This window comes from Pectobacterium colocasium (assembly GCF_020181655.1).
GTDB lineage: Bacteria > Pseudomonadota > Gammaproteobacteria > Enterobacterales > Enterobacteriaceae > Pectobacterium > Pectobacterium colocasium.
This window is the reverse complement of record NZ_CP084032.1, coordinates 3,610,962-3,627,884: the sequence shown is the minus strand read 5'-3', so window position 1 is coordinate 3,627,884 and position 16,923 is coordinate 3,610,962. Positions and strand designations below refer to the sequence as shown.

The 16,923-nt window shown below is 53.3% G+C and carries 17 protein-coding genes; 6 read left to right on the top strand and 11 right to left on the bottom strand.

Features of this window, described 5'->3' with window-relative positions:
• The first annotated feature begins 123 nt into the window (after positions 1 to 123).
• Positions 124 to 1,809: an ABC transporter permease gene (locus tag LCF41_RS16400; RefSeq protein ID WP_225085494.1), complete on the top strand. Its 1,686-nt coding sequence runs from the start codon at positions 124 to 126 to the stop codon at positions 1,807 to 1,809.
• Positions 1,810 to 1,813: 4 nt separating this feature from the next.
• Positions 1,814 to 2,899: an ABC transporter ATP-binding protein gene (locus tag LCF41_RS16395; RefSeq protein ID WP_225085493.1), complete on the top strand. Its 1,086-nt coding sequence runs from the start codon at positions 1,814 to 1,816 to the stop codon at positions 2,897 to 2,899.
• Here LCF41_RS16395 and LCF41_RS16390 read toward each other — a convergent pair whose 3' ends face one another.
• Positions 2,900 to 3,331 carry a GNAT family N-acetyltransferase gene (locus tag LCF41_RS16390; protein WP_225085492.1) on the bottom strand — a complete coding sequence of 144 codons (432 nt, stop codon included), beginning with the start codon at positions 3,329 to 3,331 and terminating at the stop codon, positions 2,900 to 2,902.
• A 167-nt stretch (positions 3,332 to 3,498) separates the two neighbouring features.
• Here LCF41_RS16390 and hpt point away from each other — a divergent pair, with 167 nt between their 5' ends.
• Positions 3,499 to 4,032 carry a hypoxanthine phosphoribosyltransferase gene (gene hpt, locus LCF41_RS16385; RefSeq protein WP_172644812.1) on the top strand — a complete coding sequence of 178 codons (534 nt, stop codon included), beginning with the start codon at positions 3,499 to 3,501 and terminating at the stop codon, positions 4,030 to 4,032.
• 58 nt (positions 4,033 to 4,090) lie between these two features.
• On the opposite strand, the gene can is transcribed toward hpt, so the two are convergent.
• A complete protein-coding gene (gene can / locus LCF41_RS16380; RefSeq protein WP_010280785.1) occupies positions 4,091 to 4,732 on the bottom strand; it encodes a carbonate dehydratase in 642 nt (213 codons plus the stop codon).
• 138 nt (positions 4,733 to 4,870) lie between these two features.
• On the opposite strand from can, the gene LCF41_RS16375 reads away from it, so the two are divergent.
• Together LCF41_RS16375 and LCF41_RS16370 are read left to right on the top strand one after the other, a co-directional pair.
• Positions 4,871 to 5,803: an ABC transporter ATP-binding protein gene (locus tag LCF41_RS16375; protein ID WP_225085491.1), complete on the top strand. Its 933-nt coding sequence runs from the start codon at positions 4,871 to 4,873 to the stop codon at positions 5,801 to 5,803.
• Positions 5,800 to 6,570 carry an ABC transporter permease gene (locus LCF41_RS16370; protein ID WP_225085490.1) on the top strand — a complete coding sequence of 257 codons (771 nt, stop codon included), beginning with the start codon at positions 5,800 to 5,802 and terminating at the stop codon, positions 6,568 to 6,570. The genes LCF41_RS16375 and LCF41_RS16370 overlap by 4 nt, the downstream gene beginning before the upstream one ends.
• 200 nt (positions 6,571 to 6,770) lie before the next feature.
• Here the strand turns inward: LCF41_RS16370 and panD are convergent, their stop codons facing one another.
• The 9 genes from panD to thpR all read right to left on the bottom strand — a co-directional run bounded on the left by panD (position 6,771) and on the right by thpR (position 14,330).
• Positions 6,771 to 7,151, bottom strand: coding sequence for an aspartate 1-decarboxylase (panD, locus tag LCF41_RS16365; protein WP_180740744.1), 381 nt, complete (start codon positions 7,149 to 7,151; stop codon positions 6,771 to 6,773).
• A 17-nt stretch (positions 7,152 to 7,168) separates the two neighbouring features.
• The gene (gene panC, locus LCF41_RS16360; protein WP_225085489.1) at positions 7,169 to 8,023 is read right to left on the bottom strand and encodes a pantoate--beta-alanine ligase; all 855 of its coding nucleotides are present in this window, start codon (positions 8,021 to 8,023) and stop codon (positions 7,169 to 7,171) included.
• Positions 8,024 to 8,105: 82 nt separating this feature from the next.
• On the bottom strand, positions 8,106 to 8,903 hold the full coding sequence (panB, locus tag LCF41_RS16355; protein WP_225085488.1) for a 3-methyl-2-oxobutanoate hydroxymethyltransferase: 798 nt from the start codon (positions 8,901 to 8,903) through the stop codon (positions 8,106 to 8,108).
• Positions 8,904 to 9,052: 149 nt separating this feature from the next.
• Positions 9,053 to 9,541, bottom strand: coding sequence for a 2-amino-4-hydroxy-6-hydroxymethyldihydropteridine diphosphokinase (gene folK / locus LCF41_RS16350; RefSeq protein WP_225085487.1), 489 nt, complete (start codon positions 9,539 to 9,541; stop codon positions 9,053 to 9,055).
• Positions 9,541 to 10,953, bottom strand: a complete 1,413-nt coding sequence (pcnB, locus tag LCF41_RS16345) for a polynucleotide adenylyltransferase PcnB (RefSeq protein ID WP_225088204.1) — start codon at positions 10,951 to 10,953, stop codon at positions 9,541 to 9,543. The genes folK and pcnB overlap by 1 nt, the downstream gene beginning before the upstream one ends.
• A gap of 106 nt (positions 10,954 to 11,059) precedes the next feature.
• The gene (gene gluQRS, locus LCF41_RS16340) at positions 11,060 to 12,082 is read right to left on the bottom strand and encodes a tRNA glutamyl-Q(34) synthetase GluQRS (RefSeq protein WP_225085486.1); all 1,023 of its coding nucleotides are present in this window, start codon (positions 12,080 to 12,082) and stop codon (positions 11,060 to 11,062) included.
• A 131-nt stretch (positions 12,083 to 12,213) separates the two neighbouring features.
• Positions 12,214 to 12,669, bottom strand: a complete 456-nt coding sequence (gene dksA / locus LCF41_RS16335) for an RNA polymerase-binding protein DksA (protein WP_010280759.1) — start codon at positions 12,667 to 12,669, stop codon at positions 12,214 to 12,216.
• 390 nt (positions 12,670 to 13,059) lie between these two features.
• On the bottom strand, positions 13,060 to 13,764 hold the full coding sequence (gene sfsA, locus LCF41_RS16330) for a DNA/RNA nuclease SfsA (RefSeq protein ID WP_225085485.1): 705 nt from the start codon (positions 13,762 to 13,764) through the stop codon (positions 13,060 to 13,062).
• Between the two features lie 35 nt (positions 13,765 to 13,799).
• Positions 13,800 to 14,330: an RNA 2',3'-cyclic phosphodiesterase gene (gene thpR, locus LCF41_RS16325; RefSeq protein ID WP_225085484.1), complete on the bottom strand. Its 531-nt coding sequence runs from the start codon at positions 14,328 to 14,330 to the stop codon at positions 13,800 to 13,802.
• A gap of 92 nt (positions 14,331 to 14,422) precedes the next feature.
• Here thpR and hrpB point away from each other — a divergent pair, with 92 nt between their 5' ends.
• Positions 14,423 to 16,903: an ATP-dependent helicase HrpB gene (gene hrpB / locus LCF41_RS16320; protein WP_225085483.1), complete on the top strand. Its 2,481-nt coding sequence runs from the start codon at positions 14,423 to 14,425 to the stop codon at positions 16,901 to 16,903.
• Positions 16,904 to 16,923 lie beyond the last annotated feature (20 nt).

Here is a 16,923-nt window from a genome sequence, read left to right as displayed (position 1 = left end):
GACGCGGGAAAATGAGAAGCGTAATACATTGAAATCGCTATTTTTTATTTTATTGCCGTTCGGTGATCAAAATCACCTCGTATTAATCGCAAGATTAAAGCGCATTTATCGCTGTTTGATACGATGACGCCGCCGTCAGGCTCTGTTATTAATAACAACGATCTCATCCAATACAGTTTTTATTCTATGATCTCCGGTGTCTGGCGCGTCAGTAGTTGGTTGTTGGCGGGACTGTTGCTGCTTCCTTTAGCAACGGTTTTCTATCAGGCTTTTTTCGCCGACGGGATGGGATTTACCCAACTGTGGCAAATCGGGTTGCCCACCTACCTGATACATTCCGCGGTTATCGTGCTGGGTACGCTTTTCTTCAGTTTACTGTTTGGATTGCCTTCAGCCTGGTTTATCGCCATGTACCGCTTTCCCGGCCATCATGTGTTGCAATGGGCGCTTTGCCTGCCGCTTGCAATGCCTGCCTTCCTGCTTGCCTATCTTTATACCGATGTATTACGGCATTTTTCGCTGTTGTTGCAAGAAGGGGGGCTGTCGATAGTCTCATCATGGGTAACATCACACATTGCTGGGCTACCTGTTTCACTGGGTTGCGTAAGCCTGATACTGGCGCTGGTGTTGTATCCCTATATTTATCTGCTGGTGCGTGAAGCGCTGGTAAAACAGCCTGCGAGCCTCATCTATTCTGCTCGTTTGCTCAATCAGACGCGCACTCAGGTATTTCGCCGCTTATGTTTGCCTCTTGCGCTGCCTGCGATCGCCTGTGGGGGCGCGCTGGTGGTTGTGGAGACGCTGGGGGATTATGGCGCCGCGTCTTACCTTGGTATTCCCACCATGACGACACAGGTGCTCGATATCTGGCAGAAGCAAGGCGATTTAGGCGCGGCTGCGCGTCTTGGTGTGTTGATTTTGCCCGCAATCTTTCTCTTGATGTTTCTGGTTAATGTCTGGCGTTGGAAGCAACGAATTTATCAGGCACATGCCACGACTTCCCCTGTAGTGCCGCCCGAGTTGAATGGGTGGCGTAGCAGGGTGGTTCGTGTCTACTGCTGGGGAGTCGTTTGTTTGTCTTTCCTGCTCCCGGTTCTGTATCTGCTCTTTCTGGCTCTCCGCCACATGATGTCAGTATGGGATATGGCGTTCCTCCACGCGGTGATGCATAGCCTGTTGGCGTCTGCCACGGCGACAGTCATCATTACACTGATGGCGCTGTCGTTTATTTTCTATACGCGCACGGCTGGGGTGTTTGCCAACCAGACGCCGGTTCGGCTGGTCAGCCTGAGTTTTGCCTTACCCGGCGCGGTACTGGCTGTCGGGCTGTTTACCTTGCTATCACTGGTAGATAGCGGGATTAACCTGCTTGCCCGCGCAGCGGGGTTACCTACCGCAGATGCGTTGCTGGCGGGGTCGCTGTTTATTCTCATCCTCGCCTATAGCGTTAAATTCGGGCGCCTGATGCTGGACAGCCTTGAGCGCAGCATGGAGGCCATTCCACGCTCACTGGACAGTGCGAGCCTTGTGCTAGGGGCTTCCCCCCTCAGCCGTTGGTCACGCGTGCATATTCCGCTGTTGCGTCGCAGCCTGTTTATCGGGGCGCTGCTGATTTTTACGGAAAGCATGAAAGAGTTGAATGTCTCATTGCTGCTGCGCCCTTTCGGGATTGATACGTTGGCAACCTATGTTTTCCGCTTTGCGGCGGATGAGCAGATTGCATCATTTGCCTTTCCTGCGCTGGTGCTGGTGGCGGTGGGGCTGATCCCTGTTTTCTGGCTGCATCGTGCACTGAATATAAAAGGATAATCACATGGCCGCGTCGATAGATATTCTGAGCGTTCAGGCAGTCAGTTGTACGTTGCAGCAGTCTCCCGTGTTGGAGAATATTTCATTTACCGTGCGTGGCGATGAGACGATCTGCCTGCTGGGTAAAAACGGCTGCGGTAAAACGGCGTTATTGCAGGTGATAGCGGGTTTGCTGCCGATTACTCAGGGTAAGGTCTTGTTGGAAGGTGAGCCCGTCAGCTCGCCGCAAGCGTATGTTTTGCCTGAGCTGCGCCAGGTTGGCCTGATTTTTCAGGACTATGCGCTTTTTCCGCATCTGACGGTGGAAGGCAATATTGCGTTTGGGTTATATGGCCGCCCTGAAAGTGAGGTAAAGCCAATCTGTGTGGAGATGCTGGCGCTTTTACAACTGGATGAGGTTGCCGCGCGTTATCCACACGAACTATCGAATGAACAGCAACAGCGTTTGGCGATAGCCCGCGCGCTGGCCTGTGAGCCGAAACTGCTGTTGCTGGATGAGCCATTTCCCGGTCTGGACAGCCAAACTCGCTATCGCCTGATCACCGAATTGCGGCAGGTTCTCAAACAGCGTCATGTTGCGGCGGTTTTCGCTACACACAGCCGTGAGGAAGCCTTTGCCTGCGCTGACCACTTGATTCTGCTGGATGAAGGGAAAATTATGCAGCAGGGCTATCCCTCTGAGCTGTATCATCGTCCGAATAGCCGTTTTGTGGCTGATTTCATGGGGAATACGAACTATTTGCCCGTGAAAATTATGAGCGACCACCAATGGCAGAGCCCATTGGGCGATCACCATGCGACACATCCACTCAATCAGCAAATTGATTCAGCGTGCGACTGGATGGTGCGCCCGGCTGATGTCGCACTGGCGCTTGACCCTGATGGTCCGGCGTCAATCGAAGATCGGCTGTTTATGGGCACATCAAATTTGTATCGGGTAAAGTTAGGGGAACTGATGCTGCTGGTGCAGACGGGTAACTGGTTTGAGCCAGGACAGCAGGTGCGTTTAAGCATTAAGACAGACCCTCCGGTCTTGTATCCGGCTTTACCCGCCGTTAGCAGTCCGGCTGGCGGCCCTGAAAAGCCATGATTACGCTTCGTGCAGGTCTGCTGCTGGCATGAGCCACGTGCTATTGTGCTTTTCAAACCCTAATTTCGGGTAGTAATCCACCGCCAGCGGCGCGGCCAGCAAAATGATTTTGCAGCCTTTTTCAAGCTGCTGGGCGGTTTGTTGAATCAGCTTTTTGCCTATTCCCGCATGCTGAAAGTCCTCTGACACTGCCAGGTCGGACAGATAGCAGCAAAAATGAAAGTCCGTCACGCTACGCGCAATTCCCACCAACGTTTCCCCTTGCCAGGCGGAAACCAGCAGGTTGGCATGTTTCAGCATACCTGCAATCGCTGTCTCGTCATCTAGTGGGCGACGTGGCCCTAATGAGGTTTTCGCCAACAGCTCAACGAACTGCTGGCTGGAAAGCGGGGCGTTCACTTTGTAGCAAACATCCACAGAGGGTGTGCTCATGATGTCTCCTTCGTGGTGTGGTTTCTGATATACTTCGCGCGCCTGGGCATTGCCCAGACTGATGTAAACGTTTGTGTGTTTAAACATCAGCGTTGGCGCATCATCGATAATGAGTCTGTCATTTGCCGATGGTGCTGAATACCTTACTTCAAAGAGTTATCAGTATGATGAAACATACCGTGGAAGTCATGATTTCTGAGCAGGAAGTGATGGCGCGGGTTACCGAACTGGGGCAACAGATCAGCGAACACTACCGTGATAGCGGCAGCGATATGGTGTTGGTGGGGTTATTACGTGGATCGTTTATCTTTATGGCCGATTTATGCCGGGCGATCGACGTCCCTCACGAAGTGGATTTCATGACGGCATCCAGCTATGGCAGCGGTATGAACAGTACGCGCGATGTGAAGATCCTGAAAGATTTGGATGAAGATATTCGCGGTAAAGACGTGTTGATCGTCGAAGACATCATCGATTCAGGTAATACCTTGAGCAAAGTGCGGGAAATTCTGCAACTGCGTGAGCCTAAATCGCTGGCTATTTGTACGTTGCTGGACAAACCGGAGCGCCGTGAAGTCGCGGTGAAAGTCGAGTGGGTTGGGTTCTCGATTCCTGATGAGTTCGTCGTGGGTTACGGCATCGACTATGCTCAACACTATCGCCACTTACCTTACGTCGGCAAGGTTGTTCCGCAGGAATAATGACAAGATAAAGCCGATGCCGTGAGCGACGCCCAGCGAGTGGGCGTCAGGCAGTGAATCAGGGCAGAGAGGAAATCGCGCGGCGATAACGCTGTTCCAGCGTCTCCCGGTTGGTCGCCGTCACTTCCAGATCGCGCAGACGGCCATCCTGAATGCCGTACACCCAACCGTGGATCGTGACTTTCTGCCCACGCTTCCATGCGGACTGCATGATAGTGGAGTGGCCGAGGTTATACACCTGCTCGACAACGTTGATTTCACAAAGCGTGTTCAGGCGCTGTTCGGGAGGCAATTCCCCCAGCAGAGAACTATGCTTGTACCACAAATCACGGATATGCAGCAGCCAGTTGTTAATCAAACCCAGTTCCGGGTTTTCCACCGCAGCCTGAACACCGCCGCAGCCGTAGTGGCCGCAAATGATGATGTGTTCGACTTCGAGAACTTCGACGGCATATTGCACGACAGACAGGCAGTTGAGGTCGGTGTGAATAACCAGATTGGCGACATTGCGGTGAACAAACAGTTCACCAGGCTCAAGGCTGGTCAGACTTTCCGCAGGTACGCGACTGTCCGAGCATCCAATCCATAGAAAACGGGGTCGTTGTGCCTGCGCCAGACGTTCAAAGTAGCCAGGATCCTCTTCCACCATCGTTTTAGACCAAAGCTGGTTGTTCGCGATGAGCGTTTCAATTTCTTTCATGAAAGTAAATGACCTGTAACAAACAAGGGGCAGTGGAGAGTAATATAAGGCAACACGCGTCGTTTGAAAAACGATAGTTTATCTCCATCATAACTTCGAACCTGTAGAACTCACTGATAATAAGGCAATCCATTTCTTATGACATATGCACTGGAACTGGCGCAATTAACCAAAACCTATCCGGGAGGCGTCAAGGCGTTACGGGGGATCGACCTGAACGTGGAAGCGGGGGATTTCTACGCGCTGCTGGGGCCGAATGGCGCGGGAAAATCCACGACGATTGGGATTATCAGCTCGTTAGTGAATAAAACCGCCGGTAAAGTTCGCGTCTTCGGCTATGACCTTGAGCTGGATAAAGTGAATGCGAAGCGCCAACTGGGGTTGGTTCCGCAGGAATTTAACTTCAACCCCTTCGAAACGGTATTACAGATTGTGGTTAACCAGGCGGGCTACTATGGCGTGAAACGTCAGGATGCCTTGCAGCGTGCGGAAAAATACCTGAAACAGCTGGATCTATGGGAGAAACGCAACGAAAAGGCGATGATGTTGTCCGGTGGGATGAAGCGTCGTCTGATGATTGCGCGTGCGTTAATGCATGAGCCTAAGTTGCTGATTCTTGATGAACCGACGGCGGGTGTGGATATCGAATTACGTCGTTCCATGTGGGGCTTCTTGAAAGAGCTGAACGCGCAAGGTACGACGATTATTCTGACGACGCACTATCTGGAAGAAGCGGAAATGCTATGCCGCAACATCGGGATCATCCAGCGCGGAGAACTGGTGGAAAATACCTCTATGAAGCAGCTGCTTGGCAAGCTGAAATCAGAAACATTTATTTTCGATCTGGCAGCGAAAAGCCCGCTGCCGCAGTTGGAAGGCTACACCTTCCGTCTGACGGACACGTCAACGCTGGAAGTCGATGTCATGCGTGAGCAAGGCCTGAATGCGTTATTCAGTCAGCTCAACGCGCAGGGGATAACGATATTAAGTATGCGTAATAAAGCGAACCGGTTGGAAGAGCTGTTTGTCACGCTGGTAAATGGGACAAGCGGTAAGGGAGAAAAGGCATGATGCATTTGTATTGGGTGGCGCTACAGAGTATCTGGGTGAAAGAAGTCACTCGATTTGGGCGGATCTGGATTCAGACGCTGGTGCCGCCAGTGATCACCATGACGCTGTATTTTATTATTTTTGGCAACCTGATCGGTTCACGTATCGGCGAGATGCACGGGTTTACCTACATGCAGTTTATCGTGCCGGGGTTGATCATGATGGCGGTGATCACGAACGCGTATGCCAACGTGGCCTCTTCCTTCTTCAGCGCTAAGTTTCAACGCAATATTGAAGAGCTGCTGGTTGCGCCCGTGCCGACCCATGTGATTATCGCGGGTTATGTTGGCGGTGGTATCGCGCGTGGCCTGTGCGTGGGCATTCTGGTGACGGCGGTGTCGCTGTTCTTCGTGCCGTTACATGTTCATGCCTGGTGGGTCATTGTTTTGACGCTATTGCTGACGGCAATGCTGTTCTCACTGGCGGGGCTGTTGAATGCGGTGTTTGCGAAAACCTTTGATGATATCAGTCTGATTCCGACGTTTGTGTTAACGCCGTTGACCTATCTGGGTGGAGTATTTTACTCACTGACGCTGCTGCCGCCGTTCTGGCAGGCGGTGTCTAAACTGAACCCGGTGGTGTACATGATCAGCGGCTTCCGCTACGGTTTTCTCGGAATTCAGGACGTGCCGCTGCTGTTTACGATGTCAGTGCTGATTGCCTTTATCGTGGTGTTTTATCTGCTGGTTTGGTGGCTGATTGAACGCGGACGTGGGCTGCGGACATAGTTTGTAAATGAGAAGGCGGTGGTAACACTGTGCCTGCCTTTTGGCGGACCGATTTAAGAAACGAAAACGGTAGTAATGGAATAGAAGAGTAAAGCGTCCGCGCCAGGGATGGCGCGGCTCGAGCTTACAGGGAGGTACTTGCAGCGTCTTTACGATCTATCCATTACTACCGCTCGGGTATTTCGTCAGACGTTTAGCGATTAGGCAACCTGAACCGGAATCGCTTTAGCCTGACGTTGCAGCTCGTTATCACCAGAGAAATAGGCCACTTTCGGGCTGTGGTTTCTGGCTTCCTCATCAGACATCTGCACGTAGGAGCAGATAATCAGTTTGTCGCCAACACAGGCAAGGCGAGCGGCGGCACCGTTTACGGAGATAATGCGTGAGCCTCTTTCGCCCACAATGGCGTAGGTCGAAAAACGCTGGCCGTTATCAACGTTGTAGATATCAATCGCTTCGTATTCCAGAATGCCAGCGGCATCCATAAAATCCTGATCGATGGCGCAAGAGCCTTCATAATGCAAGTCAGCCTGAGTCACTTTTACCCGGTGCAGCTTGCCTTGCAGCATGGTACGTATCATCGCTTTGTTACCTCGGTTCATACAGTCAAATCGACCTGGTGGTTATCAATCAATCTGGCCTTGCCTAACCAGGCAGCCATCAAAATCACAGCGCGCGTGCTGGCAGCGTTCAGCGGTTGTAGCGTATCCGCATCGCGAATAAACAGTTCATCAGGCGTAAAGCCTGCATCGCGCAACTTCTCTGCCGTTTGCTCCAGTAATGTGTCTATCTGGCGCTCGCCGTTGTCCAACTGCGCCGACAGATCCATCATCAACTGGTAAAGTTTCGGTGCCAACTGGCGTTCTTCGGCACTGAGATAGCCATTACGTGAACTCAATGCCAGCCCATCTTTTGCACGTACGATAGGGACGCCAATGATATCAATGTCATAGCCCATATCTCGGACGAGTTGCCGAATCAGCGCTAGCTGCTGATAATCTTTCTCACCGAAGCAGGCTAAATCTGGCTGTACCAGATTGAACAGCTTACTGACGATGGTAGCTACGCCTCGGAAATGGCCGGGACGGCTGGCACCTTCCAACATGGAAGATAGGCCAGGTACATCGACAAACGTTTGTGATTCCAGTCCATTGGGGTATACCACATCCGGGCTCGGTGCGAAAACCAGATCGGCTCCGCGACGGTTCAATTTCTCGCAGTCTTCCTGCAATGTCCGGGGGTAGCGGGCTAAATCATCTGGCCGCTCAAACTGCATGGGATTGACAAAAATGCTGACAATAACGATATCGGCACGTGCCTTGGCTTCATCGACCAGCGTCATGTGCCCGTCATGCAAGTTACCCATGGTGGGAACCAACGCAATGCGTTTCCTTTCCTGACGCCAGCGGCGAACTTCGCGGCGCAGCAGCAGAGGGGTTTCGATTATTAACACACCCGTACTCCTAAACAAAACAGCCTGATTAACGGAATGCTCGTTTTTAATGAAACGAGTGTTCTCAATGGAATGAATGTTCTCAATGAAATGAATGTTCTTCGGCTGGGTAGACACCCTGTTCGACTTCTTGTGCATACAAACGCACTGCCGAACGGATATCCCCCCCGCTTTGCGCCAGAAAGTTCTTGGCGAACTTAGGCGTGTTGTCACCGGTAATGCCGAAAGCATCATGCATGACCAGAATCTGCCCGTCGGTCACGTTGCCGGCGCCAATGCCGATCACCGGAATCGACAGGGCGTCTGTTACGCGTTTAGCCAGCGCAACCGGTACACATTCCAGCACAAGCAACTGTGCTCCCGCTTCTTCAAGCGCAAGCGCATCGGCCAGCAGTTGATTGGCATCGCTTTCGCTCCGGCCCTGAATTTTATAGCCACCGAAGATGTTAACGGACTGCGGCGTCAGACCCAGATGACCACAGACTGGCACGGCGCGCTCAGTCAGCATTTTTACCGTTGGGGCAAGCCAGCTTCCGCCCTCCAGTTTCACCATATTCGCACCTGCACGCATTAGCTCTGCGGCCTGGCTGAACGTTTGTTCTGGCGTGGCATAGGTCATAAAAGGCATATCGGAGAGAACCAGCGCCAGTGGGGCGCCGCGGCGCACACACTGTGTGTGGTAAACGATGTCGTTGGTGGTCACGGGTAAGGTGGAATCGTGGCCTTGCACGGTCATTCCCAGAGAATCACCTACCAGCATCACGCGAATGCCTTGTTCAAAAAATAGGCGAGAGAAGCTGGCGTCGTAAGCGGTAATCGTAGCGAATTTTCGCTGATCTTGTTTCCATTGGCGCAAGTGGGAGATAGTCGTCGGTTTCATGACGGTCTTCCTATGTCAATAGGGCGAAGAATTAAGGGGGACATTCTAATGTAAGCTGACGTGTAGCGATATACCCGTCATGCTTCAAGTTGCAGATGTGAGAGGTGTTGATAAGCGGGGCGGTCAGTTGGCCTCGCGATTCCGTCGGTTTATTGTCTGTCCCATAATGTCAGACCGTTGCGATCGACATGGGTTAGCCGCTGGGCAAGTGTTTCACCGTCAGGGAACGCCAGGTCTGGGGCGATTTCCGCCAGCGGGTAGAGCATGAACTCACGATTTTTCATATCGTAATGCGGTACGGTCAGGCGTTCAGTCTGGATCTCGTCATTGCCGAACAGCAGAATATCCAGATCCAACGTGCGCGGGCCCCAGCGGTGTTCCTTGCGCTCACGGCCTTGTTCCAGTTCGATGGCTTGTGTGCGATCCAACAGCGACTCGGCTGCAAGTTCGGTTTCCAGTTCAACGACGGCATTGAGATAGTCTGGCTGATCCTGCGGGCCGAGCGGGCGACTACGGTAAAACGAGGAGCAGCAAACGACGCGAGTATGAGGAATCGCGTCTAGCGCAGACAACGCCGCGCGTACCTGTTGCAAAGGCTGGGCAAGGTTGCTGCCCAGCGCCAGATACACGCGTGTCATCAGGCTTGATCTCGGCGTGCCGCTGCTGGTTTACGCGGTCGACGAGGACGGGAACGGCGGTGTGGTGTCGGGCCGTCATCCAGCGACTTCAGCATGTTTTGCTGACGCGGCGGCGCAGCAACCTGGAATTCCCCCCACCATTGCGCCAGACGCAGCAGCTCCTGATGGTTCTCGATTTCGGCACGCAGACAAAGCAAGTCATACGCGGCGCGGAATTTCGGGTGTTCCATCAGTTTATACGCGCGTTTCCCCTGACGACGGGACAGGCGCGTTTGCAGTTGCCAGATATCGCGGACTAAAGAGGTAATACGCTTAGGAATCGCCAGAGAACGGCACTGTTCATCCAGCACATCGTTCATCGCTAGCGAGAAGGCATCAAAGTAGGCCAGACCGCTTTCCTGAGCCAGCTTTTGTGCATGTTCAATCAGCGGATACCACAGCATGGCGGAGAACAAAAATGCCGGATTGACGCGCATATTGTTTTGCAGGCGCTGATCGGTGTTTTTCAGCACCTGTGCAACCATGCGCTCCAGCGTGGAATCGCCGTTTGGTGTGAAATAGCGACTCAGCAGCGGGAAAAGCGGCTGGAACAGCTGATATTCACACAGCATTTTATAGGTTGGGTAGCCATACCCTGACTGAAGCAGCTTCAGCGACTCTTCAAACATACGCGCCGCAGGGATATCGTGCAGCAGCGAAGCTAAACGAGGGATCGGTTCAGCGGTTTCCGGGCTGACTGTCATGTTCAGTTTGGCCGCGAAACGGACTGCGCGCAGCATACGCACCGGATCTTCACGGTAGCGCGTTTCAGGGTCGCCAATCATTCGGATGACACCCTGACGCAGGTCGTTCAGGCCACCGGTATAGTCACGAACGCTGAAATCAGAAATGCTGTAGTAGAGGCTGTTGATCGAGAAATCGCGACGCTGGGCGTCTTCTTCAACCGAGCCGAAAATATTGTCGCGCAGCAGCATGCCGCTCTGAGCCTGCTGAGAAGAATTCTTGGTTTCCTGCTGTTCCTGATGCTGATCGTGGTGACCACGGAACGTGGCAACTTCAATCACCTCTGGCCCGAACATGATATGGGCCAGACGGAAACGACGCCCAACCAAACGACAGTTGCGGAACAACTTGCGTACCTGATCGGGCGTAGCGTTAGTGGTGATATCAAAATCCTTTGGCTTTTTGCCCAGCAGCAGGTCGCGTACGCCGCCGCCAACCAGATAAGCCTCGTAGCCCGCTTTGTTCAGGCGATAAAGTACTTTCAGCGCGTTATCGCTGATGTCGCTGCGTGAAATAGTATGTTGGTCACGCGGGATGACCGTCAGGTTCTGACGCGTTTCCTCTGATTCGACCATTTCGTTCTCACGATTCAGTACTTTACGACAAAAATTAGCAACTCGGGAAAAGATAATACACCTCGATAGTGATGGATAAATCAACAGCACAGCATTGGCGTCGCCCCCCAAAGGGGCGGCTAAGGATGGCGCGCCATGAAAAATAGCGGCTAATCATAGCTCACCAATGTCCCTTTGAGAATGCTGATGTGATCGCGGACGCGTTTATTGCCGCCTGTAACGGGACGATATCAAGGGACCAGTGCGCGACAGACCATGCCAGCAGTGCGGAAAGCGTCATGTCTTGCGCGTTTTCCGGCAGCGGTTGATTCAGAAATTGCAGTGCGGCAAGTAGCACGGGACGCGGATCGCTGTTCGGCAGCGCCGGGGCATGATTCTGTTTGGACAGTTTATTTCCCTCTGTATTCAGCACCAGCGGCAGATGAACATAGGTAGGGATCGCGTAGCCCAATTGCTGATAGAGCGAAATTTGCCGGACTGTCGGTTCGATAAGATCGGCACCGCGCACGATCTCCGTAACTCCCTGATCGTTATCGTCGATCACGACGGCCAGATTATAGGCAAACAGCCCGTCACGGCGGTGGATAATAAAATCTTCCTGCGCGAGAGCCGTGTCGGCATGCAGGTCGCCACGCAATCTATCGTGAAAATGAAATACTGGCGTCGTCTGACGCAGGCGTAGCGCGGCGTTGTCGGCGGGCAGGTTACGCGTCCGGCAATAGCCGTCATAGTGTCCGCCTAACTGCTGAATACGGCTACGCGTACAGGTGCAGTAATAACTCATTCCCTGTTGTTGCAGTAGCTGAAGAATCTCACGATAACGCGCATGGCGCTGTGATTGGTAAACCACATCGCCATCCCAGTGCAGGCCGTAGTGTTCTAGCTGTGCGAGTATACGGGAGGCGGCACCGGGAATTTCCCGTGGCGGATCGATGTCTTCAATGCGTACCAGCCAGCGCCCTTGTTGGGAACGCGCCTGAAGATAACTACCCAGTGCGGCAATCAGTGAGCCAAAATGCAGATCGCCAGAAGGAGAGGGCGCAAAACGCCCGACATAGCGGTCGGTTTCAGTAAAGGGATTCACTTCAGGAGAAGAGGGCGTTTCGGTAAAGCTATTTTTCTCTGTAGAACTACTTTTCTCGGTAAAACGACTTTTTTGTGTAAAACAAGCTGTTCCAGACATAAGGGGTCGGTGCTATCTCGTCAGCGTTTTATCCAGACAAAAAATAGCGTGATGAACATCATTATTCATCAGCGGTAGTGTGCCTGAAGTCGGCCCCTGCGACGGGCAGGAGCCGATTCTGAGCAGGAAGATTATCCTGCCATTTGCTTTTCGCGTATCTCTGCCAGTGTTTTGCAGTCGATACACAGATCGGCTGTCGGACGTGCTTCCAGACGGCGGATGCCAATTTCGACGCCACAGGATTCACAGAATCCGAAATCCTCTTCTTCGATTTTCACCAGAGTTTTGGCGATTTTCTTGATCAGCTTGCGCTCACGGTCACGGTTACGCAGTTCGAGACTGAACTCTTCTTCCTGCGCCGCACGATCCACAGGATCAGGGAAGTTAGCGGCCTCATCGCGCATGTGCGATACAGTACGATCCACTTCATCCATGAGTTGGTTGCGCCATGCTTCAAGAATACGCTTGAAATGAGCGAGTTGAGCATCGTTCATATACTCTTCGCCCGGCTTCTCCTGGTACGGCTCTACTCCGGCAATTGCGAGAATGCTCAGAGAAGATGTCTTACGGTTTTGCCCTTCTTGCATGTTGCTTCTCCTACATAACACGACACGCATAATACCCTTTTATGCAGTGAAGTTGCGGCATTGTTGACCAGAACTTCAGCTATCTGGGTATATCGGCCCCAAAGGGGGAAAAAACAGGCCGCTATAAATAGCAGATGGAGATGGGGTTGGCAATGCTTCCTGACACCGGCCTGATAAAGTGTGAGGAACAACCTGCTTAACCCGTCATACTTCAAGTTGCATGTGCGTTGGCTACGTTCAGTCACCCGAATCACTTACTTGAGTAAGCTCATCGAGATTCCTTCTCTTGCCGCCTTCCTGAAACTCGAATTATTTAGGGTGTACATTAAATAATAAACAATGTGTTACGCCTTTGGTGGTACGTTCGGCGTGTTATGCAATGCTTGTACGTCATCCCAACAACGGTAGTTTGTGCGTCAATGTAATACCGTCAGGGCATAATGTGGAGCCGTAACATAAAATTTCAACCCCTGCCCGCCGCGCTTCTGTAAATAATTCCGCATAGCGTGAATCGATATGCCGGGCGGGAGAAACCTGCTGGATTCCTGAATGGAGCACGGCGAAAAACAGTACCGCGCGTTTTCCATTGGAAACCATCTGTTGCAGCTCACGTAGATGCTTCTGCCCTCTGAGTGTAACCGCATCGGGAAAGTAACCACATTCATGTTGCAATAATGTGACGGATTTCACCTCAATATAGCAGCCAATCTTACCCGGCGCCTGTAAAAGCAAATCGACTCGGCTATTTTCCGTACCGTATTTCACTTCTGTTTTTACGTCTGAATAGCCAGCCAGCTCTTCTATGCGATTTTCCAATAAGGCTTCGTACAATAATGTGTTGGCACGCAGAGTATTGACACAAATCCAGTGATTTTGTTGCGTTTCAGTCAGTTCCCAACTCTGCGGATACTTACGCTTAGGATTATCAGACGTTGAATACCAGACGGTATCGCCGGGCGTGGCACAGCCCGTCATCGCTCCCGTATTGGCGCAGTGCAGCGTGAGCGTCTCGCCTTCCGGGGTCACGACATCGGCCAAAAAGCGTTTGTAACGTTTAATCAACCGGGCAGGTTGTAAACGTGGGGTATAGTCCATGCGTATCCTATTCTATTGTTTATCCGCGTGGTCTCTTATTGAATAAATGACCAACTTTCCAACTGTTGATAGCGGGTTTTGCCATTATCGAAAAGTGATTCGTAAAGCGAAAAGTGCGTCATATCAACCTGCCAACTGAAGGTCGCGGCGGGAATCGCAACGGGACGAGTCGCGCCGCGTAGTAGCGTAATGTGTGGATGAAAAGGTAATGCCGTTTGATAACAGCCGTTGCGTGCGGCCTGGGAACGCAGCAGTTCTGCCAGTTGCAGCAGCCCGCGTGGTGCGCGGCGACAGCCCAGCCAGACTACGCCGGGTCGTGGCCAGTGTCCGGCGTCATCCAGCGTAAGGGAAAAAGTGGGTTGACGAATGCGGCCTGCCAGTGTCTGTAGAACCTGCGCTTTTTGTTCGCTAACGTCCCCCAAAAAAGCCAGCGTCAGATGAAGATTGGCCGCCGCGACCGGACGACCGGCTTCTGGAGCGAAGCGCTCGGCACGCCAGCGGATAATCTCTTGCTGTGTGGTTTCCGGTAGTGATAGGGCAAAAAACAGGCGGCGGGGGGCTGACATGGCGATCTCTCTGTTCTGATTCCATCCGATGCTACATTCATCATGATGCTACAATGCTCGCCGCTGAAAGTTAACCTTATACGGAGATGTCTGTGATTTTACCGCCCGTCAGCGCCGTGCTGGATGATGTCATAACGGCGCTACATACTGCGCCTCAGGTGCTGCTCAATGCCCCAACAGGGGCGGGAAAATCGACCTTGCTGCCGTTGCAATTGCTGCAACAGGGTAAGTTGAACGGGCGCATCATCATGCTGGAGCCGCGTCGTCTGGCGGCGAAGAGCGTAGCCTGGCGGTTGGCGCAGCAGCTCGGTGAGGAGCCGGGACAGACGATAGGTTATCGCATGCGCTCAGAAAGCCGCGTGAGCGACGCAACGAAACTGGAAGTTGTCACCGAAGGGATGCTGACCCGTCTGTTACAGCAGGATGCGGAGCTGCAAGGCGTGGCGCTGATTATCCTTGATGAGTTTCATGAGCGCAGCATACAGGCTGATTTGGCGCTGGCGCTGCTGCTTGATGTACAGCAAGGGCTACGTGACGATATAAAACTGCTGATTATGTCCGCGACGCTCGACAATGCGCGGCTGGCGGCGCTGCTGCCAGAAGCCGTTTGCGTGGTGTCTGAAGGCCGCAGCTATCCGGTTGAGCGGTGTTATGCACCGCTGAATAATCAGGAAAGGTTGGAAGAGGGCGTGGCGCGGCAGGTACGACGTTTGCTCAGTGAAGAAGAAGGGTCGCTGCTGCTGTTTTTGCCCGGCGTCGCGGAGATTCGTCGTGTGCAGGCGCTGCTGGAAAATAGCGTGTCGGGCGAGACGGATCTCTGCCCGTTATACGGTGCATTGACGCTGGCGGAACAGCAAAAGGCGATTCTACCTGCCGAACCGGGGCGCCGTAAGGTGGTGTTGGCTACCAATATTGCTGAAACCAGCCTGACGATTGAAGGTATCCGGCTGGTGATGGATAGCGGTCTTGAACGTGTCGCCAGCTTTGATGTGAAAAGTGGCGTCACCCGACTGGTGACGCAGCGAATCAGCCAGGCCTCTATGGTACAGCGCGCCGGACGTGCCGGACGCTTAAGCCCCGGCATTTGCTGGCACCTGTGCTCGCGTGAACAGGCAGAACGCGCAGCGGCGCAAAGCGACGCTGAGATACTGAACAGCGATTTAAGCAGCGTCTGGCTGGATTTATTACAGTGGGGCTGTACCGATGTGGCACAGTTAACCTGGCTGGATAGGCCTCCAGCCCCCGCGCTGTATGCCGCACGCCAGCTACTGCGTCAGCTTGGCATTACCGATGGACAGGATCGATTGACCGCAGAGGGGCGCAAGATCGCCGCGCTAGGTAGCGATGCTCGTTTGGCGACGATGTTATATGCCGCGTCACAGCAAAATTCAGATGCGCTGGCTACCGCCGGATGTCTGGCGGCGATACTGGAAGAGCCGCCGCGTAGCGGGTCGATCAATCTGGCCGATTGGCTGCATCGTCCGCTACCGCACTGGCTGCGGCGGGCAAAACAGCTGACGCGTCGTTTATCGACGGCTTCGGGGCGTATCGCTGATTTTGGACATATTGACAGCGGAGAAGCCGACTGGCTGCTGGCACTGGCTTTCCCCGATCGCATCGCCCGGCGGCGCAGTCAGGATGGGCGCTACCAGCTTGCTAATGGCAGCGGTGCGATGATGTCGGCTGATGACGCACTGTCGGGTACGGAGTGGTTGTTGGCTCCGGCGCTCTTACAGAATGATCGATTAGTGCAAAACAAGCAAAGCGCGGATGCACGGATCCTGCTGGCGTTGCCACTGGATATTGAACGGCTGGAACGGCTGTTACCGGGATTAATAAATGAACATAACGTGGTGCACTGGGACGAAGAAAAGGGTACTCTGCGCGCCAGCCAGCGCGACCAGATAGGTTGTCTGACGCTGCGAACGCGTCCGCTGAACAAGCCATCCGATGAAGCATTGCAGCTGGCGCTGTTATCCTGGATTCGGGAGCAGGGGATTGATGCATTAAACTGGGACGCTGCGGCGTTACAGCTCCGCGCCCGGCTACAGTGCGCCCACCAGTGGTTGCCCGAGGTTGACTGGCCGCAGGTGGATGATGACACGCTGTTGGCAACACTGGACATCTGGCTACAGCCGTCGCTGTCTGGCGTGCGTGACTTACGCGCGCTACACCAGATTAATTTGAGTGAGGCGCTACTGCGGTTGCTGGACTGGTCACTACGTCAGCGGCTGGATAGCGCATTACCCACGCACTACACGGCACCCGGCGGCAGTTGCCTGCCTATCGCCTATTATGACGATAAGCCACCGGTGCTATCGGTGCGGATGCAGGAAATGTTCGGTGAGCAGCAGAGCCCGATGCTGGCGGAGGGACGTGTCGCGCTGGTATTGGAACTTTTATCGCCAGCGCAGCGTCCATTACAGATTACGCGGGATTTAGCAGCATTCTGGCAAGGTGCTTACCGTGAGGTACAGAAAGAGATGAAGGGGCGTTACCCCAAGCATGTCTGGCCGGACGATCCGGCGAATACGGCGCCGACGAGGCGTACCAAGAAATATCAGAATCACTAATTTCAGACGTTTCCGCTTTC